Genomic DNA, 21,669 nt, shown 5'->3' with positions numbered 1-21,669 from the left:
TATTACGTCTATCATTCTATTAGGCAGCAAAATATTTAAACAATTTTTCAGATGTTTTTTTGAATTATCATTAAAAAGTTTAATTAGTTTTTTATTTAATTCCTCGATTGATATACTAGGTTTCAAATCAAGCTTAAGTTTAATATTTTCATTGTCATACTTATTAAGGTAATTACTCATTCTTAATACAACTGGACCTGAAATTCCATAATGAGTAAAAATTAAGTCACCAATCTCTTCATTTATTTTCTTATTACATATATATGCATTTAATTTTACATTACTTAAACTTAATCCTTGGAGTTTATGTGTCCAATTTTCTTTAATTTCTAAAGGTACTAATGAAGGTTTTAGTTTTTCAATAGTATGCCCAAATTTTTTAGCAAAAACATAGCCTGCACCAGTAGAACCAGTTTGAGTATATGTTTTGCCTCCGGTTGCAATGATAACTTTATCAAAATAAGCTTTATTTTCATCTTTAAAAAATAAAATAAATTTTCCATGTTTGTCTTTAACTATATTAACAATTTCAGAATTTAATTTTATGTTAACATTATAATCTTCTAAATATCTCAAAAAAGCATTTAAAACGTCAGCTGATTTATTAGATTTAGGGTAAACTCGGTTAGTTGCTTCTATTTTTGTTTCTAGCCCATATTTATTCAATAAATTTATAATATCTTCATTAGTGAACGTATAAAATGCACTATATAGAAATTCTTTGTTTGTAACTACGTTTTCTATTAAAGCTTCTATTGAACAAAGATTAGTTATGTTACATCTACCGCCACCTGTTATTAAAAGTTTCTTTCCTAAAAAATTATTTCTTTCAAATAGAGTAACTATTTTACCTCTTTGAGCTGCTGTACCAGCTGCTATAATTCCTGCAGGTCCTCCACCTATTACAGCTATTTTTTCTTCCATAATTATACCTCCCTTAGATGACTTGTATCATTTAGTAGTTTGATTACTGAATTGTATTCTTTATTTTCAATAATAGTTATCCCTCCATTGTCTAACGAAAAATTTTTATAATAAGATAAATTGAAGCCTAAAATGGTTAGGATTATTATTTTAATAACAGAACTATGAGATACTATTAAAATGTTTTTATTAAGGTTTTTTTGCAATTCAGAATCTATAAACATTATAATTCTATCTTTTAAATTATTAAGTGTTTCTATTCCATTAAAATTAAATTCATGTGGGCTTGTCAACCAAAGTGAATAATCATCGGAATATATTTTTTTTACTTCATTTATAGTTAATCCTTGCCACGGCCCAAAATCTATTTCTCTTAATAAATGTGTTTTTTTTATTTTGTGAGTCTCAGTTTTAAAGCTTATTATTAATGCTGTTTTAAAAGCTCTAATCAAATCACTGGTATATATTAAGTCTATTTTTTCATTTTTTAGTCTTTGTCCTACCTTTATAGCTTGTTTATAGCCATTTTTAGATAAATCAATATCTATTTGTCCTTGGATTTTGCTTGTAAAATTCCATTTTGACTGACAATGCCTCACTAAATAAATTTTTGACATTGTTTGCCCTCCATAAAAAATTAATTATCTATATACTAAAGTAATATTATTATAAATAAATAAATATACTTAAAAAATAGAGACTAGCGAAATGCTAGTCTCTATTTAGAGGTATGGAATTTAAGAAATTATAAACAATTATTATTGCAATGTATTTAAAAATTCGTTGGTTTATCTTTTCCTTCATATACATTAAAGGTATCCCACATATCTTCTAATTTTTCAAAGTACTGTGTTACTTCCTTCTTTTCTCTCATTCCTATAGCTACAATTAAACTATTAATTAGACTCAAAGGAGCAACTAGTGAATCTACAAACGATACCATATTACTTCTTGCAATTAAGGTATGGTCAGATATACTTGCAATAGGCGATGCATAGCTATCAGTTATACCAACTATTTTACAACCTTGTTTTTTTACGTATTTAAGGGCATCTAGAGTTCTTCTGGAATATCTAGGATAACTTATTCCAATAACTAAATCGTCTTTAGTAACTCTAAGTAGTTGTTCAAATATTTCACTCATACCGAAACTGACTACTTTTACGTTGTCTAATATTAAATCTAAGTAAAAACCTAGATATCCAGCCAAAGCAGTTGAACTTCTTAAACCTAAGATATATATTCTATGGGCTTTAAATATACTATCTACGACTTTTTTAAAAGTTCTACAATCAACTTCTTCAATAGTAGCTCTTAAGTTTTCCATATCTGCTTTTAATACTTTTTTTAATGTAGCATCTGAGTCTATAAAACTGTCATCCATACTTATTCTTTGTACGGTTGTAAGTTTATTTTTTATTAAAACTTGTAATGCTTTTTGCAAACTAGGATACCCTGAAAAACCTAATGCATTTGCAAATCTAACAACAGTTGATTCACTTACTCCGACTTTTTTACCTAAAGTAGCAGCAGTCATAAAAGCAGCTTTATCGTAGTGTGCCATTATATATTCAGCTATAAGTTTTTGCCCTTTACTTAGATTGGCATATTTATGTTGTATCAATTTAATTAAATCTTTACTAGTATTCTCCATACCATCATCCTTACTTTATAATTTTGCCAAATCAACTCCTGCTTCAAATGCTTTTTTATTTAGCTCCTCAGTTCCTCTAGGAACTCTATTTAATATAGCTTTTAACAAAGATTCTTTTGATACGATGTTAGTGGTCTCACATAAAACACCTAACGCAACAATATTAGAAACTATAGGAGCTTTTATTTTTTCTGCAGCTGTTCTCAATATAGATGTTTTATGTATTTGTACATTATCAAGGTCAGGCGGTATTACTTTTTCATCAACTATTAGTATACCATTTTTCTTAGTAGAATTACAATATTTATTACAAGCTTCTTGTGTTAGAGATAATAATAAATCACATTTTCTAACTTTAGGATAATTTATATTATTATCGCTTATTATTACTTCTGATTTACTTGCTCCACCCCTCGCTTCTGGACCATAGGATTGAGATTGTACTGTGTTTTTACCATCTAATAATGCTGCCTCAGCTAAAATTATTCCTGCTAGAATTAAGCCTTGACCACCAGAACCACTTAATCTTATTTCATATTGACCTGACATATTATCTCTCCTTTTGAAACATATCTATTATTTTTTGATATTGACTAGTATACTCAGGTTCTTGACTATTATGAAACTCACCGATTAAGAACTTGCCCATTAATTTTTCGTTTGACATTTTTTCTGCGGCTTTTATGTTAATAGCATTATTTTTTAAGAACTTCATCATCTCTACTGAATCGCCTTTTTTGTTTTTTCTACCATAATATGTCGGGCAAACGCTTACAGCTTCGACAAATGAAAATCCTTTATTTTCAATGCCCTTTTCTACTAATTTTGTTAATAAGTTAGCATGATATGCAGTCGCTCTACCGACATAAGTTGCTCCTGCTGCTTTGGTCAAATTACAAAGGTCAAAATTTTTATCAATATTCCCATATGGAGCTGTAGTACCTCTATCTCCTGTAGGAGTAGTTGGAGAATATTGACCTCCAGTCATTCCATAAATATTGTTATTAAAAACAATTGTAGTTATGTTTATATTTCTTCTTGCTGCATGTATTAAGTGATTACCCCCAATTGCTGCACTGTCTCCATCACCTGTAATAACAATAACTTCGAGTTCTGGATTTGCCATTTTTATGCCTGTAGCAAAAGCTAAGGCTCTCCCATGAGTTGTATGCAAAGTATTAAAATCCATATATCCAGGTGCTCTAGAGGAGCATCCGATTCCAGATACAATACAAACTTTGTCTTTATCTAAACCTAAATTATCAATTGCTTTTACTGTTGCTCTCATTAAAATCCCATGACCACAGCCCGGACACCAAATATGAGGTAATTTATCAACTCTAAAATATTTTTTTACTAGTTCACTTGTTTGAGTCACTTTCTAAACCTCCTTAATTTTAGCATAAATCTCATCTGGGGTAATTAACTCTCCATTAAATTTACCCATCTTTTCTACATTTACGTTTTTGCTTGCAACTCTTTCAACTTCTAACGCATATTGACCGTGGTTCATTTCAACAACTAATATTTTATTGACGCGTTTTGATAATTCAGAAATTTGTTCTTCGAGGAATGGCCATATTGTTTTAGGTCTAAATAAACCAACTTTCATACCTTCATTTCTACAGAAATCAACAGCACTTTTAGCTGAGCGAGCGGTACTACCATATGCTACTAAAGCTACTTCAGCATCTTTAAGTTTATATTCTTCGTATAAAGATATAGCGTCAATATTTTTTTCTATTTTATTCATTAATCTTGATAGTAAATTTGATGCAATGTTGCTGTCATTACTAGGAAAACCTGTTTCGTCATGAGTAAGTCCTGTAACATGAAATCTATATCCTTCACCGTATGCAGCCATTGGAGGAACTAATTCATTATCTGATACTTCATAAGGGTTATAGTTCTTTAATCCAGCTTTAGGTTTTTTTCTATCTATTATATTAAGGTCATTTATATTTGGTATCTCTATTTTTTCTCTCATATGAGCTATTACTTCGTCCATAAGTAATATTACAGGAACTCTATACTTTTCTGAATAGTTAAATGCTTCTATTGTTAATTCATATGTTTCTTTGACTGAAGAAGGAGATAAAGCTATTATTGGATGGTCTCCATGAGTTCCCCATCTAGCTTGCATAACATCACCTTGAGAAGGAGAAGTTGGTAAGCCTGTACTTGGACCCCCTCTTTGAACATTAACTATAACACAAGGAACTTCAGCCATAGATGCATATCCTAAATTTTCTTGCTTTAAAGAAAAACCTGGACCACTAGTTGCTGTCATTGACTTGAGTCCTGTAAGTGAAGCCCCAATGACAGCTGCCATACTAGCTATTTCATCTTCCATCTGAATAAATTTACCTCCAACTCTTGGTAATCGTTGAGAGGAGATTTCTGCTATTTCAGTAGAAGGAGTTATTGGATAACCAGCGAAAAATCTCATACCAGCAGTTATAGCACCTTCTACACAAGCTTCATTACCTTGCATTAATTTAATTTTTGTGTCACTACTCATTGTTTTTACCTCCTAGGAAAATTGCATAATCAGGACAACGCAATTCACATTGACCACAACCGATGCAATTATTTACATTTTGTATAAAAACCTTTCCATCATTTATTGATAAAACGTTTTTGGGACAAAATGCAACACAAATACCACAACCTTTGCACCAATCATTATTTATTTCTAGTTTAAATTTGCTTATAGTGGCCAATATCAGCCCCCCCTTTTTTTTATAACATATAAATAGTTACTTTAACATAATGATAACAGAATATATTTTCACATGCAATTTTTATTTCATTTTCTTAAAAAAATAATAAAAATTGCAAGTATCGCTTCAATTTTTGCATTTTTTAAAAATTACAATAGACTAGATATCTAGTTCCCAGTTTTGCATTTTTTTAATGAACTGATAATTGGTTAAGTCAAAATGTAACGGTGTTATTGATATATAATTATTTTCGATAGCAGTTACATCGCTTTCGTTTTTATTTTGGATTTCTAACAACTTTCCAGAAAGCCAATAATAACTTTTTCCCATAGGATCCTTTCTTTCTTCATATTGGTTACTATATCTTCTTATTCCTAACTCTGTAACTCTAATACCTTTGATATTATCAGGTGATATTGATGGAAAGTTAACATTGAAAACTTTGTTTTGTTCATTATTGTATTTAGTTATTAAATTTACTATCTTGCAAGAATAATAAGTAGCACTTTCATAATTTAGTTCTCCTTTTTTACCAGCAACAGAAATGGCAATTGAAGGAATATTATGTATGCCACCTTCAATAGCAGCTGATACTGTACCAGAGTATATAACATCTGTACCTAAATTAGGACCATTGTTTATACCAGATACTACCAAATCCGGTTTCGCTTTCATTAATGACTCAATGCCAATTTTAACACAGTCACTTGGAGTACCATTAATATTCCAGGCTTCTATACCATTAGCATAATTATCAACTTTATTAATTCTAAGTGGATGGTGCATAGTGATAGCATGACCAGTAGCACTTCTTTCTCTATCAGGAGCTATAACAGTAACACTTCCTATTCTCTTGAGTTCATTAGCTAACTTTCTAATTCCAATTGCGTTAATACCATCATCGTTTGTTACTAAAATATTCAATTTACATCTCTCCTTTAATATAAAGTTATTAGTTAGTAAATAATAATATTATCATATTTATAGTTAATTATTAGAGTGGAGTGATATAGTTGATTCAAATAGACGATGCAGGTAGTGGAAGTTTAATAGGTGGTACATGTATTGGTATATTAAGAGTTGAGACTGGTGAATATGAATATGAATTTATACCTGTTAAATTTTACTCAAAAAAATATTTTAAAACAAAACTTTATTTAGATTATGTAGTAACAATTGTCAAAAGATTATTTAAGCTACTAAATGTTAAAAAGTCAGAAAAAATATACGTATGTAGAGGATATATGTTTGATAAATTAAGATTATGGTTTGATGAAAATAATTATATATATGAGAGCACTAAAATTACCAACCCGCTCCAGGATAAAATTGAATCAACATTTGAACAATATGCTATCTCATTTGGTTTACCAGAAGAATTTATTAGATATACAAAATATCCTTTTCATTTTCATAGAATACTTAAATGGGTTTATGCTGACTATGACAAAAGAAAAAAACTATGTAAAACTGGTTGGAAAAGTTGGTCTAAGTATGAAAATTTAAAAACTATTATAGAAACAGATTATATAGTTAAGTCAAATTATGTATGTTTAAAATGTGGAGCACCGATAAAAAATAATTCAAAAGTAATAAGAATAAAATATGTAAGTAATAGACCAACTTCCATTTATTTGCATTATAAGTGTCAATAATAAAGACAATGCCCCTAAAGGAGCATTATCTTTAGATTGGATGAGTTTTTTCTTCTCGATTTAGTAAAGTATTATCTATCTTGTATTTTTCGGCTTGTCTATATTGAAAGTATTTTAAAGCAACTTGAGGGAATAAAGCATAAGATAACACATCTTCTTCTTGTTCTATATATTCCTTTATTTCATTTCTAAGTTTATCTAATTGAGGCTCTAATAAATCTGCTGGTCTTCCCTTATAAATTTCTTCATCACCAATAATTTTTTTTACTATCTCTTCAGATATAGGTACAGTTGGTTTACCATATAAACCTTTTACATAGTTTTTAATTTCCGAAGGAACCATTTTGTATCTTTCTCCTAAAATTACATTAAACACAGCTTGTGTACCAACCATTTGACTCATTGGAGTTACTAAAGGAGGATAACCTAAATCTTTTCTAACTTTTGGGATTTCCTCTAAAACCTTTTCAAATTTATCTAAAGAACCTTGTTGTTCTAGCTGAGATACTAAATTAGATAACATTCCACCAGGTACTTGATATATCAAGGTTTTAGCGTTAACTCCTAAAACCTTAGGATTTAAAATACCCTTTTTCATGTATTTATCTCTTAAAGGTCTAAAATAATCAGCAATTTCTGTTAATAAGTTTAAATCCAGACCTGTTTCATACTTTGTGTTTATAAGTGCTGCTACTAGTGGTTCGGTTGCTGGTTGACTTGTAGCATTACCAAATGGTGATAATGCTGTATCGATTATATCAACTCCAGCTTCTATAGCTTTCATGTAAGTAAGATTAGCGATACCACTAGTAAAGTGAGAATGTAGTTGTATAGGCACATCAACTGTACGTTTAAGTTTTGTTACAAGTTCTTCTGCAACATATGGTAACAAAATGCCTGACATGTCTTTTATACAAATTGAATCAGCACCGCTCTCTTCTAATTTTTTCGCTAGTTCTACATAATAATCAACATTATGTACAGGGCTAGTAGTATAAGAAATCGTTGCCTGAGCATGCCCATTTGCCTTTTTAGTTGCTTTAATTGCCGTTTTTAGATTTCTCACGTCGTTTAGTGCATCGAAAATTCTTATTATATCAATACCATTTTCAATAGCTTTAGTTACGAATTCTTCTACTACATCGTCCGGATAGTTTTTGTAGCCTAATAAATTCTGTCCTCTTAATAGCATTTGAAGTTTAGTGTTTTTAATAGTTTTTCTTAATTTCCTTAGTCTTTCCCAAGGGTCTTCATTTAAAAATCTAAGACAGGCATCAAAAGTAGCTCCACCCCATACTTCTAAAGAATGGTAACCTACTTTATCTAATTTTTCTGCTATAGCAAGCATTTCTTCAGTTTTCATTCTAGTAGCAATTAATGATTGATGGGCATCTCGGAAAATGGTTTCTGTAATCTTAACTTTTTTCATTATTATACCTCCTGAAAAATCATTATTTCTTTTCAATACATATTAGACTAGGTGGATTGTTAATTTGGTTCATAAAGTCAAGCTTTATTACTGTGTATTTTGTTTGATTTAATTCTTTAACAAACTTTGCTATATCATTTTTTTCTTCCATTCCACCTTTATGTCCGCTGTAAACAACAATTATAATTAAGCCTTTACTATTTAACATTTTTAGTGCTTTTTTTGTTGCTTCAATAGTAGTTTCAGGTTTTGTAATAATGCTATGGTCTCCACCTGGTAAATAGCCTAGATTAAAAACAACTAAATCAATTTTTTCAGTTATATATTTATCAATATTTTCATGACCATCGTTAATAAGAACAACTCTATTAAGCAAATCTAATGACTTTAATTTTTCTTTAGCTTTTTTTATTGCAATTTTTTGGATATCGAAACCATAAACCTTTCCATTATCTCCTACTAACTTTGCTAAAAAGGCGGTATCATTCCCATTACCGACAGTAGCATCAAGTACAATATTTTCATTAGCTATTTTTTGCTTAATTATATCATGAGATATTTTTACTGCATTTTTAAATAACATATTAGACATTTGACCACTCCTCTAACTGTGACAACATCCGCTGCTGAAGAAATCATTTAGATTTAGTGATAAAATTTGAGATTTAGATAATATTTGTTTTATATCTTCATTTAAATTAACTTTATCCATCTTTTTAAATCCTTTTTTTAATAAATAATCGTTTACTCCAGAATAATATATATTAAATATTCCATTTAATAAGCAGTGATTGAATAGTGCTCGCATTAGTCCGTCTCCTAAGTTTTCACCACGTTTTGATTTAGTAACAAATACATAATTTAATATTCCTATATTATTGTGTCTTGTTACTTTACTAACTCCGATAATTTTAGAATTTTCTATTAAAATATAGACAATTTGGTTATTATCAAACTTATCGTTTATACCTTTTTCTTCTAAAATTTTTTTTATTTCAAATAACTCATTTTCATCTTTTACTTTTCTTGAAATTATCATTCTTAACCTCCATATTATATATTTGATAGTATTTTCAGATAATAATATTATAAAAAATCATCATGGAAGATTCCACAATGATTTTTTATAATTTGTAATTTTTGACGAAAGACATTGGTCTATCAAAGTAATTTGATTGTAATATGACTGTAATTAAGTACAATTAGTACCTTAAGTTGAAGTAGTTTATCTGTTAAATACTCTTTAAGTATTCTATTTCCTTTTGAGTTAAGAATCTCCATTGACCCTTTGGTAAATCATTAAGTCTTAGTTTACCGATTGCTATTCTTTTTAAACTTATAACAGGATGACCTATTTTAGCACACATTTTTCTTACTTGTCTATTTTTACCTTCGTGTATTTTTATTTTTAAAACAGATGAGTTTTTAAGTTCACGAATAACATTTATATCTGCTTTTGAAGTAATGTAACCATCTATATATAAACCGTTCCTGAAATTATTTAACTTACTTTCATTAGGAATTCCTTTAACCTTAGCAATATATGTTTTTACAATTTCGTGACTAGGATGAGTTAGTTTATAAGTTAACTCTCCATCGTTAGTTATGATTAATAATCCAGAAGTATCAAAATCTAATCTACCAACAGGATATACTCTTTCCTTAACTTCTTTAATCAAATCTAGCACAGTTGGTCTATTGAATTGGTCTTTAACAGTTGTTATATATCCTACCGGTTTATTTAATAATATATATACTTTTTTTTCTTCCATTTTAATTATTTTATTTTTATATTCAACTATATCATTTGCAGGGTCTATTTTATAACCAAGCTCTGTTATAACATTACCATTAACCTTTATTAGACCCTTTTGAATAAGGTGTTCTGATTTTCGTCTAGATGCTATTCCACATTTAGCCATATACTTTTGAAGCCTCATTATAGAAACAACTCCCTTTATCTAATGTATATTATAACATTTAAAAATGTTTTTCAAAAGAAAATCACAATATTTTAAAGCTATACTATATTAATTTTTCTTCATAAATATTTAATAAATCCATTCGTTGAATTCGCTTTTTAATTTTATTACTGTCAGTTGTATAAATATCTAACTTCTTCATTCTAGCAAAATATTCTGAACCTGCAAAGGTATATCTTTTCTTTAAACCGCCTTTTGTTTTAATTTGCTCATTGGCGTAAGCTATTATGTCTCCTATTGCTAATGTTCTAGGAATTTCTAATAAAGGCATACCTAAACTTAAACGTACACTATTATGTCCAGCTAGCGTTCCTGTTATTATTGCCTCTGTATGACCAACAAAAAGGCCTGACTTTTCTCCACCACATAAAAGATTATATAAACCTTTTACTTTCATAGCATTATTTCTAGGCGCCATAGAAAGATATCTCACCGAATTACCTTTACCACCTGAGTAAGGGTCTTCATAACGAGCATTTTCAAGGCCTTTTATTTTTCTTAATTTCTCTAATGGATAAAAAGGAGTCATTAACTTAGCATGGCCAGTATCTAATAGAATTATGTTTTCGGCAAACTCTTTAAGTGAGTATTGCTGACAAACTTTTAAGTCTAATTTTTCCATTTTCACATCTTCTTTAGGTACAGGTAAAACTACTACACCTTTTTCATTTAACTCATTTCTTATCTCTTTACTTAAAGAATCTTTATTAAGTTTACATGAACCACTAAAAGCTCCGTATGATTCATCACCCCTTTGCCCCAATATATCTTCAACTCCTGCTCTATGACTAATACTTATTCTAGGGCCAAAAGAAGGGCATCTCAGGATGCACATAGAACATCCATTACCATATTTCAAACAATTGCCCATAGGTCCAGTAGAGCCTGTTGTTTCTATAAATACATCACCTTTTATTTTTTCCTCATTATACGTTAATATATACTCTATTTTATTTTCTTTAGTTTCAACATCTATGACTCGAGTTTGTAATTTTATGTCTATTCCTTTTTCTTTTAAGAGTCTCCTTACCATGGGTTCAACTTTTGTAACATCATATAAACTGGCATGTTTGTGACCTGGAAATTCTATATTTCTATGCCTAGAAGCTTTATCTGTTATATTGAACAGCTCACCTGCACCTAAATGGATATTCTCTTCGGCAGCAGTATATCTACCGTTATTTCTCATTATACCACCAACATTACCCAGTCCTAAAAGCATATCTGTTTTTTCTATTAATACAACATCTGCACCAGCTTTTTTTGCAGATAAAGCAGCTGCACATCCAGACCATCCTCCACCAATAATAACAACTTTAGTCAATACAAACTCTCCTTTCAATTATTTTTCTAGCATCAACTTGAGTTTTGCACGTTTTTACTATTGTTCCATCTTTTAATCTAGTTGAGCAACTACCACATATTCCTTCACCACAACATATTTCACCGTTATTAGTAGCTACAATATATGGTTCTATTGATAAATCATCAATCATATTTATTAGTTTGCTATGCAGTACATCAGAGCCACCACTATATATCAGAGAAATATTTTCATTTTTTAATATGTTTTTGATTAATAAAATGCCCTTTTCTTGCATTACATTTTCTTCAACTATATTTAGATTCAAACCCTCCAAATATTCATCTATAAAGTTTTTACCAACTTTTCCTTTATCAATAATCATAACAATTTCATTATTATTTCTTATTAATTTTTTAGCTACTAATACTGAAGGAGCTTGTGCGATGCCTCTAGCAACAATTAAACATTTACTATTTTTAACTTTTTTTAGATTTCTAAGGCCAAAAACACCATTCCAATAAGGTCCTCTTAAAAATAATTTATCTTTCGTATCATCTAATTTTTTAGTTTTAGAACCAAGTTTTTGATAAGCTATATAAACACAGCCATTTGTTACATCAGTATCCATTATAGACATTGGCACATCAAAATAAGAAGGTAAGTTTATGTCTCTTAAAAAAACATATGAACCAGCTTCACTTAATTGTCGAGCAAGGGTTTTAGTGACTTTGAGTTCTAAAACTGTACAATTATCAGTAACATTTATTCTTTTTACAATAGCTGCTTTTGTAGTTGTACGGTTAAATTTACTTTTGTAACCATTCCACGCATATTCTTGATATATACATACTCCTCTCCAATTACAGTCACAAAAATCTTTACCTTGTAAATGTGAACATGTTATACAATTATTTGTTTCAGCTAGATAACAAGGGCAATATTCACTACCAGCGTCAACACATTCTAAGCGTTCTTTAGTCAAAATGTAACCCCCTTTCTAAAAGTCCCTATAATATTAAAATATTTAATTTGTGTTATTTTGTTACAAAAACAATAAAGAACATAAAAAAAGAGGCAGTAATTATTAACAACTACCACCTCTTTTTCATTATTTAAATAAATTTTGAATGAAATCGTAAATTTTATCAAGTGTATTTTTCTCTTTTATATTTTCCTTTGCAAGTAGATTTTCTTTGTGAATTAATTTTCCCTTTAAGTATACTTCAACAGTTCCTAAACTCTTACCTTTGATTATAGGTGCTTCTACTTTATCAGGAGCTTTAATTACAGTTTTTATTTTTCCTTTTTCGCTTTCTTTTAGAGGTATTAAAAACTTATCTGCAGTAATTAAAGGTAAATATTCTTTTTGGCCATTGTCTACATAAACAGTTTTCGCTAATTGTCCTTTATCGAATACAATATAGGATATATAGTTTTCAAAACCATAATCAAATAAACCATAACAATCATTAAACCAATTATAGTCATTTAAAACGACAGCTATTAATTGCATATTATTTCTAGTAGCACTTGCAACTAAACATCTTCCAGCTGCAGTTGTATATCCAATTTTTACACCATCTCCACCACTATATTGAAAGACAGTTTTGTTTTTATTACAAAAGTACCGATTCCTTTTTCTATCAGCTATCCATAGCTTAGTTTTAACTATGTTTTTGAAATGCTGGTTTTTCATAGCTTCTCTAGTTATAAGAGCTAAATCGTAAGCTGTTGTATAGTGGTTTCTGTCACTTAGACCATGTGGATTAGTGAAATTTGTATTATATGCTCCAATTTCTTTTGCTTTTTTATTCATCATATCAACAAAATTTTCTACTGTTCCTCCGATATGTTTAGCAATTGCAACAGCACTATCATTTCCTGACCTTAACATTAATCCATAAAGTAAATCTTTTAATGATATTTCTTCTCCTTCGTACAAATAAATACTTGAACCTTCAACTCCTACACTTTTCTTATCAACTTTAACAATATCATCTAAATTACCGTTTTCTAAAGCAATCAAAGCTGTCATAATTTTAGTTGTACTTGCCATAGGTAGTTTTCGGTTGATATTATGTGAATATAATATTCTTCCTGAATCAGCTTCTATTAATATACCAGATTGACCTTCAATACTAGGAGAGTCGGCAAAGGATAAATTACTACATAACATTATTATACAAATACTTAAAATTATAGATTTTTTTATCATAAGAATACCACTCCATATCTTCATTCTTTTTATAATATTATTATCTGTATAATCTAATCTAAGATACGAAAAACGTAATGGCTAAGTTATGTAATTATAATAATATTTTGTGATATCAGTTAGAATTTAGTTAAAAAAAGAGAGTAGTTATAAACTACTCTTCTGAATGCTTATTATTCTTGTGTTTATTTTTATCATCCATATTGCTTTGTAAGCTATTGGTAAGCTTAGGTATAAGCTCAAATAAGTTACTAAGTATATTGGCACTTTGCTCAACGGAAAGAAGCTTTACTTGTCCATTGCCTACAACCATAAAGGCAACAGGTTGAACTGATACACCTGCTCCTGAACCACCACCAAAAGGAACTTTCTTAACATCATATTCCTCTCTTCTTGTATCTCCATTATTAACACCATATTCGCCACCGCCAGCAGCAAAACCAAAAGATACCCTTGAAATTGGTATGATAACAGAGCCATCGGGTGATTCAACGGCATCACCTACTATTGTATTAACATCTACCATCTCTTTTATACTTTCCATTGCAGTTTTCATTAGTCCTTCAATTGGATGATTAGACACTAGATTCACCACCTTTAAATTTAGCTTTTAATCCAATAAAGCCTGCAATAATAATATAAACCAATTTTAGTTTTATTATACAATTAAAATATGTTTCAAATTGGTTTTGAGAATAAATGGGCTGCACATCTATTTTACAGTTATTTATTGTTTTGTCTTTAGAAATTAGTGAAACTATTAATGATTTTAAAGCCCATACAAAGCCAGTAACAATACCTGTTGATGCTGCATCGTTAATACCAATTTTTGATATCCATATTAATTTTTTAATTTTTATTTTTTCTAGTAAATATATATTAACTTCTTTAAACAATCGTTTCATCCTTATGGCAGATTTAAGCTTTTCTAATAGTTCATTTAAAGTTACGTTGAAAATGTTTCGGTATATTGTTTCGCTTTTATCATTATTTTCTATTGTGCTTCTGCCTTTAAAAGATAAAAAACCTTTTCTGTTTAATAACTCTAAAACAGGTACTTCAAATCCAAATTTTATAAAGTTAAAAATTCTGAACTTGATTTCAATAAAATCATCTTTTCCTTTTCGTTTAAAAATGATATTTATATATAGTGGGTTTATTAATGAAATTAAAATAATGATTAAAAATAATAAAAAAATTAGTAATATCACGGTATTACACCTCAATAAAAGGATACTTTAATAACTATTTTTCCCAAAAAATAAAAAATAACACAGTGGATTCTGTGTTATTCTTTATTTTTTAAGTGGTTTATAGTATTTTCATTAAGTTCTATGTTTTTAAATTCTTTTAGTTTTGGCAAGTCATTTAAGCTTTGTAAACCAAAATACTTTAAGAACTCTTCAGTAGTTCCATAAAGTATAGGACGACCAGTTTTATCTAATCTGCCAACTTCTTTGATTAGATTCTTATCAATAAGAGTTTTTAGTGCTTTGTCACATTTTACTCCTCTAATAGATTCAATTTCCATTTTAGTAATAGGTTGTTTATAAGAGATTATCGATAATGTTTCAAGAGCTGCATTAGATAAACTTTTGCTTTTGTTAGGAGTACATAATTTTTTTATCCAATCGTAATGTTCTGGTCTTGTGCTAATTTGGTATTTATTATTTATTTGAATAATTTGTACACCTCTTCTGTTGTAATTAAAGTCATCAATCATTTCATCAATTATCTGTTTTACCTCATTTTTTTCTAGTTCAAGTATATTTTTTATATCATCAATATGTAATGGGTCACCCCAAGTAAATAAAAGTGCTTCAATTATTGCTTTGATTTCTCTTCTGTCCATAGAAAACCTCCTATTGAGTTTCTATATCTTTAAGCTGTATAATGATTTCTCCAAAATTAGAATCTTGTTTAACAGTAATAAATTTTAATTTAATTAGTTCAAGTATGGATAAAAACGTTACTACTATATTATTGTTAGTTTGCTTTTCCTTAAAAAGTTCTTCAAACCTTACTTTGTTGTTTTTGCATATGTATTCCTTTAAATTTTCCATACATTCTTCTATAGTAATTTCATCTCTTTGAATTTTTCTTATATTATTAATTTCTGTATTTTCTTGTGTCTTTTTTTTCACTATTTTGTTAAATGCGTTCATTAAATCAATAAGTTTTATGCCTTCTAGCATTAATTGTTCTTCTTTTACATCTATATCTCCTAGTTCTTCTTTTGGTTTAAAGAATATCTTACTTTGTATATTTTCTTTCTTTTTAAGACTTTTAGCTGCATTTTTATACTTTTTGTATTCAATAAGACGTTTTACTAATTCATCTCTTGGGTCAATTTCTTCTTGTTCTTCTTGTTGTTTTTCATTGTTTTTAGGTAATAGCATTTTTGACTTTATTTGAAGTAAATTTGCTGCCATTACTAAAAATTCACTTGTTATTTCTAAGTCAAGGTCCTTCATAGTTTCTAAGTATTCTATATATTGGTCGGCTATTTGTGAAATTGGTATATCATAAATATCAACTTCGTTTTTTTCTATCAAATGGTATAGTAAATCAAATGGTCCTTCAAATGTTTCTAAAACTACATTATATTTCATGGCCAACTTCTCCTATTTCATATAATATTACTTATAGTAAGTATAATTTTATTAACTAAACTAATTCCAAAGTATAATAAAGGATTTAAAATGTTTTTCATTGTACCAGTTATTAGTAACAAAAGTAAAATTCCGTACAAATATTTTTCATGTTTATAAAATAAAGCTTCATATTTATCAGGTAGTAAACTTGCTATTATTTTTGAACCGTCTAAAGGGGGTAAAGGGATTAAATTAAATACACCTAGTACAATGTTATAAATTATTGTAAGCTGCAATATACTAATAATTATAGTATTTGATGATATATTCAATGACAATAAAATTGCTGATATTGTAGCAATTAAAAAGTTTGTAAGAGGTCCTGCAATAGATACAATTATTGTACCTAATTTTCTGTTCTTAAAGTATAAAGGATTTATTGGAACGGGTTTTGCCCAACCAAAGCCTACTACAAAAATCATAATAGCACCAATTATATCTACATGTGCAATAGGATTTAAAGTAAGTCTACCTCTATTTTTTTGCAGTAGGATCTCCTAAGATATATGCTGCATATCCATGCGCTAATTCATGGAATGTAATACCCAAAATAAATCCTGGAACAATAAGTAGTTTTTCTAATAAAAATGAGCTATTCAATAATATCCCTCTTTCGAATGTTATTAGCTATTTTTTTTACTGCTTCAAGTTGTTTTTCTTTAGTATTCAAGTTATTATTTATTGTTATTTTTTTTAATTCAGTAAATATATGGTTGTATATAGGACCTGGTGCTATATTTAATATTGATAAATCATTACCAGATACTAAAACTTTTTTTAACTTGTCTTCGTATAAATATTTTTTTACATTGTTAATAACTATGTAATCTAGATTACTTATTACTATATAACATATTATCTCTTCAATATCAATATTATTCAATAGTCTATATATATTATATCTTGAAATATTATTTGATTTTAGGCTAGTAAGCACTTTTTTATTGTTTTTGCTAAAGTTTATTATCCTATCTCTTATTTTTTTCTTTATAGTTATTGTGTCGAAAAAATCAAATAACTTATTTGGTTCTATGTTTTGTAATAATAGCATTAATTTAACTAATATTATATCAGCTTGTACACAATTAAATTCTTGAATAAGCATTCTTTTATTTTCTTCTAATATCTTTATATATTTTATTATTACCTTATCAAGTTGTCTATTCCCTGTTATTTTGTTTAGGATATTAAATCTATTAATGTAGTCAAAAACTTTGTAACTACAGTTTTCACTAGCTGATTTTATAATTTCGTTATAAAATCTATCGTTACTGATAGTATCTAGAACTCCATTTTTTAAAGCATTATTTATTAAGTCTAAGGTTCTGGTTTCAAATTTAAAATCTAATCTAGAAACAAACCTAATAGCTCTTATAATTCTAGTTGGGTCATCTATAAAACTTTTATCATGTAACATTTTAATATATTTATTTTTTATATCCTTAACACCATTTAAGTGGTCGATTATTATAGGGTTATTAAGGTCGTTAAAGTCTAATATTAAAGTGTTAATTGTAAAGTCTCTTCTCATAACATCATCTAAAATATTACCTGGTTTAACAATTGGTAAAGAACCAGGTATGTTATAGAGTTCCTTTCTTGCATTAGTTACATCAATGTTAATACCATTATCCAAACTTAGTTTACCAGTTAGAAAACTGGTATTCAATTGCAATTTTCCATCCAATATTTTATGTAAGTCTTTTAACACATGAATGTAGTTATTAGTTACTATTAAATCTAAATCTGTACTATATTGACCTAGTATTAAATCTCTTACGTAACCTCCAACTAAATAAATATTGCAGTTATAGATTTTAGAGATTTTATTTAAGTAAAATAATATGTTGTATGTAATTGTAGGTATACTTATGTTGAATTCCTTTAATCTAAAAAACTTGGGTGTCATATCATCACCTTTATTTTAAAACTACAAAAAACAAAAGAAATACTAGATATATTTTATAACTTTATCATTGAAATTACAAATATATCTAGTATATTAATTTTTATTTAGTTACCTAATATATTATTTATCATCTTCTTCAACATGTCTAAGAAGTTAGCTTTTTCAACTTCTCTAGTGGTAACTAAATTAACTCTATTTACTTCTTGGTTATTTATTTTTACTATGATTTCTCCAACCTTTTTTCCTTTTTCGACAGGAGCATTTAAATAATCAGGCAAAACAACTTCTTTTTCAATATTATTATTATTGCCTTTTTTTACTAATATGGATAAATCGTCTTGTATAACAATAGTGAGTTTGTCAATTTTTCCTTTAGAGACTGGTAATTTTTTTATTATTTCATTCTTCTTAGCTAATACTATAGAGTCATAATTTGCAAAACCATAATTCAATAATTTCTTTGATTCATTAAATCTTATACTTGAGTTTTTGCAACCTAAAACTACACTTATCAAAGTTAGGCTACCCCTAGTTGCTGATGCAGATAAACAGTGTCCTGCTTTACTTGTATAACCTGTTTTTATTCCGTTTGCTCCTTTATAATCATGAATAAGTTTATTAGTATTAACTAGTCCTTGTACAACATCTTTTTCTTTCCCAACTTTAACTTCAGCCATCCATAATGTAAGCCAATCGTGTATTTTAGGATGTTTTAGTAATTCTTTAGACATTATGGATATATCATAAGCCGATGTATAATGACCTTCTTCATCTAAACCAGTTGCGTTTTTAAAATGAGTATTTTCCATTCCCAGCTCTTTAGCTTTATTATTCATCATTTTTATAAATGTTTCCTCTGTTCCAGCTATATGTTCAGCGAGTGCAACTGCACCATCATTTGCTGACCTTAAACAAATTGCTTTTATTATATCCCTTACCTTTTGAATCTCTCCTTCTTCTAGATATAATTGACTTCCTCCCATTCCTGCAGCATTACTACTAACTACAATTTCGTCATCTAAGCTTATTTTGTTATTTTCAATGGCTTCCATTGCTAGCAATAGAACCATAATTTTAGTTATACTAGCAGGTGCCAATTTTTCATGTATATTTTTTTCATAAATTATGTGTCCAGTGGATGCATCAATTAATATAGCTGATTTAGCTTGTATATCAAAGGGTTCACCTGCAGAATAACTAATATTAATACAAGATAGAATAAGTATAAAAGTCATTAAGGTACTGATTAATATTTTAAAGTTTTTTGTAATTTTCATTTTAGTTCCTCCTTTTTATTATATTCACTTTTAGGTTAACCATGTAATATTTAAGTTATTCAAATTGTTAATTGTATAAGAAAAAGGCTGTCGTGATAGACAGCCTTTTAAAGCAAATATTTAGTGTATAAAGAATTTAGTTCTAAGTGTAAAAGTAATTATATTTAAATATTAGTTTAAAGATATATCATTAATTATCCCTTTAACTAATTGAATAAATTTCGGCTTTGTTTTATTAGCAACTTCTACAACTTCATCATGGGTTATAGATACTAATTCTTCAGGTATTGCCATATCCGTAACACAAGCTATACCTAAAACTTTAATGTCTGAATGCCTAGCGACAATTACTTCAGGTACTGTCGACATACCTATAGCATCGCCACCGATTTTTCTTAACATACTTAATTCCGCTCTTGAGAAATAATATGGTCCACTAACTGCAGTATAAACTCCTTTTTTAGCGTCAATATCCACTTTTTTACTAACTTTTTCAGCAACTTTTATTAGACATTTGCTATATGCATTTGACATATCTGGAAATCTAGGTCCTAGTTCATCATAGTTAGGTCCAATTAAAGGATTATCTCCCATAAAGTTTATATGATCTTCAATTATCATTAAAGCACCTGGATACAAATCCTTATTCAAACCACCACATGCATTAGTTACTAAGAGTATGTTAATTCCCAGAGCTTTCATAACCCTAACAGGGAATGTTATTTCTTGCATAGTATATCCTTCATAATAATGGAATCTACCTTTCATTGCTATTACTTTTTTACCTTCAAGAGTACCAATAACTAATTTGCCATCATGTCCTTCTACAGTTGATATAGGAAAATTTGGTATCTCTTCATAATCAATTATAATAGCATCTTCTATTTCATCAGCTAAAGACCCTAACCCTGAACCTAATATCAAACCAATCTCAGGTTTAAAATCTATTCTGTTACTAATGTAAGTGCTTGCTTCGTTTGTTTTTGATAAAAGATTTTCCAATTTAATTTCTCCCCCTTATTTAAGAGACTTTACTATTTCTTTTACTAATTTTATAAAGCTATCCCTAACTTTTTCTGTTGTTTCAATAACTTCCTTATGATCAAGTGGTTTTTCTAAAATTCCAGCTGCCATATTTGTTATACATGATATACCTAAAACTTCGATTCCAGAGTGAACGGCAACAATTACTTCTGGTACTGTTGACATACCAACAGCGTCTGCTCCTAAAATATTTGCCATTCTTATTTCTGCAGGAGTTTCATAAGTAGGTCCTGTTAAAAACATGTAAGTACCTTGTTTTAAACTAATATTTAACTTTTCGCCTGCTGTAATCGCTTTCTCTATAAGCTCTTTACTATAACTATGAGACATATCAGGGAATCTAGGTCCAAGTTGTTCATAATTTTTACCAATAAGGGGATTATCAAACCCCAAATTTATATGGTCTGTTATAATCATTAAGTCTCCAGGAGTAAAATCTGTATTTACTCCACCTGCTGCATTTGTTACTATTACTTTATTAACACCTAGTGCTTTCATTATTCTAACAGGGAATGTCACTTGTTGCATAGTATATCCTTCATAATAATGGAATCTCCCTTGCATAGCTATTACTTTCTTACCATTTAAATTCCCTATAACAAGTCTGCCTTTATGCCCTTTGACAGTAGATTCAGGAAAATTTGGTATATCACCATATTCAAGTATAACTGCATCTTCTATTTCATCAGCTAGCACACCTAAACCAGAACCTAAGATCATGCCTATTTCAGGTTTTATATTAATTTTTTCTTCTATAAAGTTTTTTGTTTCATTAATTTTTTCTAATAAATTCATATTATACCTCCTCGTCATTGTAGTTAAAAGTTACTATTAATGTATTTAGTATATTTAATATTTTATCAGTTAAATAATATTAAGATAAGCAAACCCACCGTT

The 21,669-nt window shown here is 28.6% G+C and carries 26 protein-coding genes; 1 reads left to right on the top strand and 25 read right to left on the bottom strand.

Translation table 11 applies throughout. The annotated features are described in order from the left end of the window. The 8 genes from L21TH_RS04275 to surE all read right to left on the bottom strand — a co-directional run. On the bottom strand, nucleotides 1-924 hold a 924-nt coding region (locus tag L21TH_RS04275; protein ID WP_034429302.1), incomplete at its 3' end, for a BaiN/RdsA family NAD(P)/FAD-dependent oxidoreductase. A 2-nt stretch (nucleotides 925-926) separates the two neighbouring features. Next, entirely contained in the window at nucleotides 927-1,541 is a 615-nt protein-coding gene (locus L21TH_RS04270; RefSeq protein ID WP_006310353.1) for a histidine phosphatase family protein, read from the bottom strand. Nucleotides 1,542-1,696: 155 nt separating this feature from the next. Continuing rightward, the gene (locus tag L21TH_RS04265) at nucleotides 1,697-2,578 is read right to left on the bottom strand and encodes a MurR/RpiR family transcriptional regulator (RefSeq protein ID WP_006310352.1); all 882 of its coding nucleotides are present in this window, start codon (nucleotides 2,576-2,578) and stop codon (nucleotides 1,697-1,699) included. A gap of 15 nt (nucleotides 2,579-2,593) precedes the next feature. Continuing rightward, on the bottom strand, nucleotides 2,594-3,127 hold the full coding sequence (locus tag L21TH_RS04260; protein WP_006310351.1) for a 2-oxoacid:acceptor oxidoreductase family protein: 534 nt from the start codon (nucleotides 3,125-3,127) through the stop codon (nucleotides 2,594-2,596). A 1-nt stretch (nucleotide 3,128) separates the two neighbouring features. Beyond that, nucleotides 3,129-3,956, bottom strand: coding sequence for a 2-oxoacid:ferredoxin oxidoreductase subunit beta (locus L21TH_RS04255; protein ID WP_006310349.1), 828 nt, complete (start codon nucleotides 3,954-3,956; stop codon nucleotides 3,129-3,131). Between the two features lie 3 nt (nucleotides 3,957-3,959). After that, nucleotides 3,960-5,099: a 2-oxoacid:acceptor oxidoreductase subunit alpha gene (locus L21TH_RS04250; RefSeq protein WP_006310348.1), complete on the bottom strand. Its 1,140-nt coding sequence runs from the start codon at nucleotides 5,097-5,099 to the stop codon at nucleotides 3,960-3,962. Then, nucleotides 5,092-5,301 (bottom strand): indolepyruvate ferredoxin oxidoreductase subunit alpha, encoded by a 210-nt coding sequence (locus L21TH_RS04245; protein WP_006310347.1) that lies wholly within the window; start codon nucleotides 5,299-5,301, stop codon nucleotides 5,092-5,094. Before L21TH_RS04245 ends, L21TH_RS04250 begins: the two co-directional genes overlap by 8 nt. Nucleotides 5,302-5,460: 159 nt before the next feature. After that, a complete protein-coding gene (gene surE / locus L21TH_RS04240) occupies nucleotides 5,461-6,225 on the bottom strand; it encodes a 5'/3'-nucleotidase SurE (RefSeq protein ID WP_006310346.1) in 765 nt (254 codons plus the stop codon). Between the two features lie 89 nt (nucleotides 6,226-6,314). Between surE and L21TH_RS04235 the strand changes: the two genes are divergently transcribed. Then, entirely contained in the window at nucleotides 6,315-6,956 is a 642-nt protein-coding gene (locus tag L21TH_RS04235) for a hypothetical protein (protein WP_006310337.1), read from the top strand. 31 nt (nucleotides 6,957-6,987) lie between these two features. Here the strand turns inward: L21TH_RS04235 and L21TH_RS04230 are convergent, their stop codons facing one another. The 17 genes from L21TH_RS04230 to L21TH_RS04155 all read right to left on the bottom strand — a co-directional run bounded on the left by L21TH_RS04230 (nucleotide 6,988) and on the right by L21TH_RS04155 (nucleotide 21,567). Further along, on the bottom strand, nucleotides 6,988-8,385 hold the full coding sequence (locus tag L21TH_RS04230; RefSeq protein ID WP_006310324.1) for an oxaloacetate decarboxylase subunit alpha: 1,398 nt from the start codon (nucleotides 8,383-8,385) through the stop codon (nucleotides 6,988-6,990). 22 nt (nucleotides 8,386-8,407) lie between these two features. Next, nucleotides 8,408-8,977 carry a tRNA 5-(aminomethyl)-2-thiouridylate-methyltransferase MnmM gene (gene mnmM / locus L21TH_RS04225; RefSeq protein ID WP_006310322.1) on the bottom strand — a complete coding sequence of 190 codons (570 nt, stop codon included), beginning with the start codon at nucleotides 8,975-8,977 and terminating at the stop codon, nucleotides 8,408-8,410. Between the two features lie 12 nt (nucleotides 8,978-8,989). Further along, nucleotides 8,990-9,424, bottom strand: coding sequence for a GNAT family N-acetyltransferase (locus L21TH_RS04220; protein WP_006310320.1), 435 nt, complete (start codon nucleotides 9,422-9,424; stop codon nucleotides 8,990-8,992). 193 nt (nucleotides 9,425-9,617) lie between these two features. Further along, a complete protein-coding gene (locus tag L21TH_RS04215) occupies nucleotides 9,618-10,325 on the bottom strand; it encodes a pseudouridine synthase (RefSeq protein WP_006310317.1) in 708 nt (235 codons plus the stop codon). 85 nt (nucleotides 10,326-10,410) lie between these two features. Next, nucleotides 10,411-11,691: an FAD-dependent oxidoreductase gene (locus L21TH_RS04210; protein ID WP_006310315.1), complete on the bottom strand. Its 1,281-nt coding sequence runs from the start codon at nucleotides 11,689-11,691 to the stop codon at nucleotides 10,411-10,413. Next, the gene (locus tag L21TH_RS04205; protein ID WP_006310313.1) at nucleotides 11,684-12,655 is read right to left on the bottom strand and encodes a sulfide/dihydroorotate dehydrogenase-like FAD/NAD-binding protein; all 972 of its coding nucleotides are present in this window, start codon (nucleotides 12,653-12,655) and stop codon (nucleotides 11,684-11,686) included. The genes L21TH_RS04210 and L21TH_RS04205 overlap by 8 nt, the downstream gene beginning before the upstream one ends. Nucleotides 12,656-12,781: 126 nt before the next feature. Continuing rightward, nucleotides 12,782-13,888 carry a D-alanyl-D-alanine carboxypeptidase family protein gene (locus tag L21TH_RS04200; protein ID WP_006310311.1) on the bottom strand — a complete coding sequence of 369 codons (1,107 nt, stop codon included), beginning with the start codon at nucleotides 13,886-13,888 and terminating at the stop codon, nucleotides 12,782-12,784. A 154-nt stretch (nucleotides 13,889-14,042) separates the two neighbouring features. Further along, on the bottom strand, nucleotides 14,043-14,471 hold the full coding sequence (gene ytfJ, locus L21TH_RS04195; RefSeq protein WP_006310309.1) for a GerW family sporulation protein: 429 nt from the start codon (nucleotides 14,469-14,471) through the stop codon (nucleotides 14,043-14,045). After that, nucleotides 14,464-15,099 carry a DUF2953 domain-containing protein gene (locus tag L21TH_RS04190; protein ID WP_034429296.1) on the bottom strand — a complete coding sequence of 212 codons (636 nt, stop codon included), beginning with the start codon at nucleotides 15,097-15,099 and terminating at the stop codon, nucleotides 14,464-14,466. Before L21TH_RS04190 ends, ytfJ begins: the two co-directional genes overlap by 8 nt. Nucleotides 15,100-15,176: 77 nt before the next feature. After that, entirely contained in the window at nucleotides 15,177-15,740 is a 564-nt protein-coding gene (scpB, locus tag L21TH_RS04185) for an SMC-Scp complex subunit ScpB (RefSeq protein ID WP_006310299.1), read from the bottom strand. Nucleotides 15,741-15,750: 10 nt separating this feature from the next. Beyond that, on the bottom strand, nucleotides 15,751-16,500 hold the full coding sequence (locus L21TH_RS04180) for a segregation and condensation protein A (RefSeq protein WP_006310297.1): 750 nt from the start codon (nucleotides 16,498-16,500) through the stop codon (nucleotides 15,751-15,753). Nucleotides 16,501-16,517: 17 nt separating this feature from the next. Next, nucleotides 16,518-16,964, bottom strand: coding sequence for a site-2 protease family protein (locus L21TH_RS04175; RefSeq protein ID WP_006310295.1), 447 nt, complete (start codon nucleotides 16,962-16,964; stop codon nucleotides 16,518-16,520). 52 nt (nucleotides 16,965-17,016) lie between these two features. Next, on the bottom strand, nucleotides 17,017-17,142 hold the full coding sequence (locus L21TH_RS15070) for a hypothetical protein (RefSeq protein WP_006310288.1): 126 nt from the start codon (nucleotides 17,140-17,142) through the stop codon (nucleotides 17,017-17,019). Further along, on the bottom strand, nucleotides 17,135-18,451 hold the full coding sequence (locus L21TH_RS13710) for a tRNA nucleotidyltransferase/poly(A) polymerase family protein (protein WP_006310284.1): 1,317 nt from the start codon (nucleotides 18,449-18,451) through the stop codon (nucleotides 17,135-17,137). Before L21TH_RS13710 ends, L21TH_RS15070 begins: the two co-directional genes overlap by 8 nt. Nucleotides 18,452-18,555: 104 nt before the next feature. Further along, on the bottom strand, nucleotides 18,556-19,728 hold the full coding sequence (locus L21TH_RS04165) for a D-alanyl-D-alanine carboxypeptidase family protein (RefSeq protein WP_006310283.1): 1,173 nt from the start codon (nucleotides 19,726-19,728) through the stop codon (nucleotides 18,556-18,558). Between the two features lie 171 nt (nucleotides 19,729-19,899). Further along, nucleotides 19,900-20,730: a purine-nucleoside phosphorylase gene (locus L21TH_RS04160; RefSeq protein WP_006310282.1), complete on the bottom strand. Its 831-nt coding sequence runs from the start codon at nucleotides 20,728-20,730 to the stop codon at nucleotides 19,900-19,902. A gap of 15 nt (nucleotides 20,731-20,745) precedes the next feature. Further along, nucleotides 20,746-21,567: a purine-nucleoside phosphorylase gene (locus tag L21TH_RS04155; RefSeq protein WP_006310281.1), complete on the bottom strand. Its 822-nt coding sequence runs from the start codon at nucleotides 21,565-21,567 to the stop codon at nucleotides 20,746-20,748. Between the last annotated feature and the right edge of the window lie 102 nt (nucleotides 21,568-21,669).

Origin of the sequence: Caldisalinibacter kiritimatiensis (assembly GCF_000387765.1) — a bacterium.
Lineage (GTDB): Bacteria > Bacillota > Clostridia > Tissierellales > Caldisalinibacteraceae > Caldisalinibacter > Caldisalinibacter kiritimatiensis.
Note: the sequence above shows the minus strand (reverse complement) of the source record. Positions and strands in the feature narration are given on the sequence as shown.

Coding starts and splice junctions, on each gene's coding strand:
- L21TH_RS04270 (WP_006310353.1), bottom strand. CDS start 1,541: ATGTCAAAAATTTATTTAGTGAGGCATTGTCAGTCAAAATGGAATTTT.
- L21TH_RS04265 (WP_006310352.1), bottom strand. CDS start 2,578: ATGGAGAATACTAGTAAAGATTTAATTAAATTGATACAACATAAATAT.
- L21TH_RS04260 (WP_006310351.1), bottom strand. CDS start 3,127: ATGTCAGGTCAATATGAAATAAGATTAAGTGGTTCTGGTGGTCAAGGC.
- L21TH_RS04250 (WP_006310348.1), bottom strand. CDS start 5,099: ATGAGTAGTGACACAAAAATTAAATTAATGCAAGGTAATGAAGCTTGT.
- L21TH_RS04230 (WP_006310324.1), bottom strand. CDS start 8,385: ATGAAAAAAGTTAAGATTACAGAAACCATTTTCCGAGATGCCCATCAA.
- mnmM (WP_006310322.1), bottom strand. CDS start 8,977: ATGTCTAATATGTTATTTAAAAATGCAGTAAAAATATCTCATGATATA.
- L21TH_RS04220 (WP_006310320.1), bottom strand. CDS start 9,424: ATGATAATTTCAAGAAAAGTAAAAGATGAAAATGAGTTATTTGAAATA.
- L21TH_RS04215 (WP_006310317.1), bottom strand. CDS start 10,325: ATGAGGCTTCAAAAGTATATGGCTAAATGTGGAATAGCATCTAGACGA.
- L21TH_RS04200 (WP_006310311.1), bottom strand. CDS start 13,888: ATGATAAAAAAATCTATAATTTTAAGTATTTGTATAATAATGTTATGT.
- scpB (WP_006310299.1), bottom strand. CDS start 15,740: ATGGACAGAAGAGAAATCAAAGCAATAATTGAAGCACTTTTATTTACT.
- L21TH_RS04180 (WP_006310297.1), bottom strand. CDS start 16,500: ATGAAATATAATGTAGTTTTAGAAACATTTGAAGGACCATTTGATTTA.
- L21TH_RS04175 (WP_006310295.1), bottom strand. CDS start 16,964: ATGATTTTTGTAGTAGGCTTTGGTTGGGCAAAACCCGTTCCAATAAAT.
- L21TH_RS13710 (WP_006310284.1), bottom strand. CDS start 18,451: ATGACACCCAAGTTTTTTAGATTAAAGGAATTCAACATAAGTATACCT.
- L21TH_RS04165 (WP_006310283.1), bottom strand. CDS start 19,728: ATGAAAATTACAAAAAACTTTAAAATATTAATCAGTACCTTAATGACT.
- L21TH_RS04155 (WP_006310281.1), bottom strand. CDS start 21,567: ATGAATTTATTAGAAAAAATTAATGAAACAAAAAACTTTATAGAAGAA.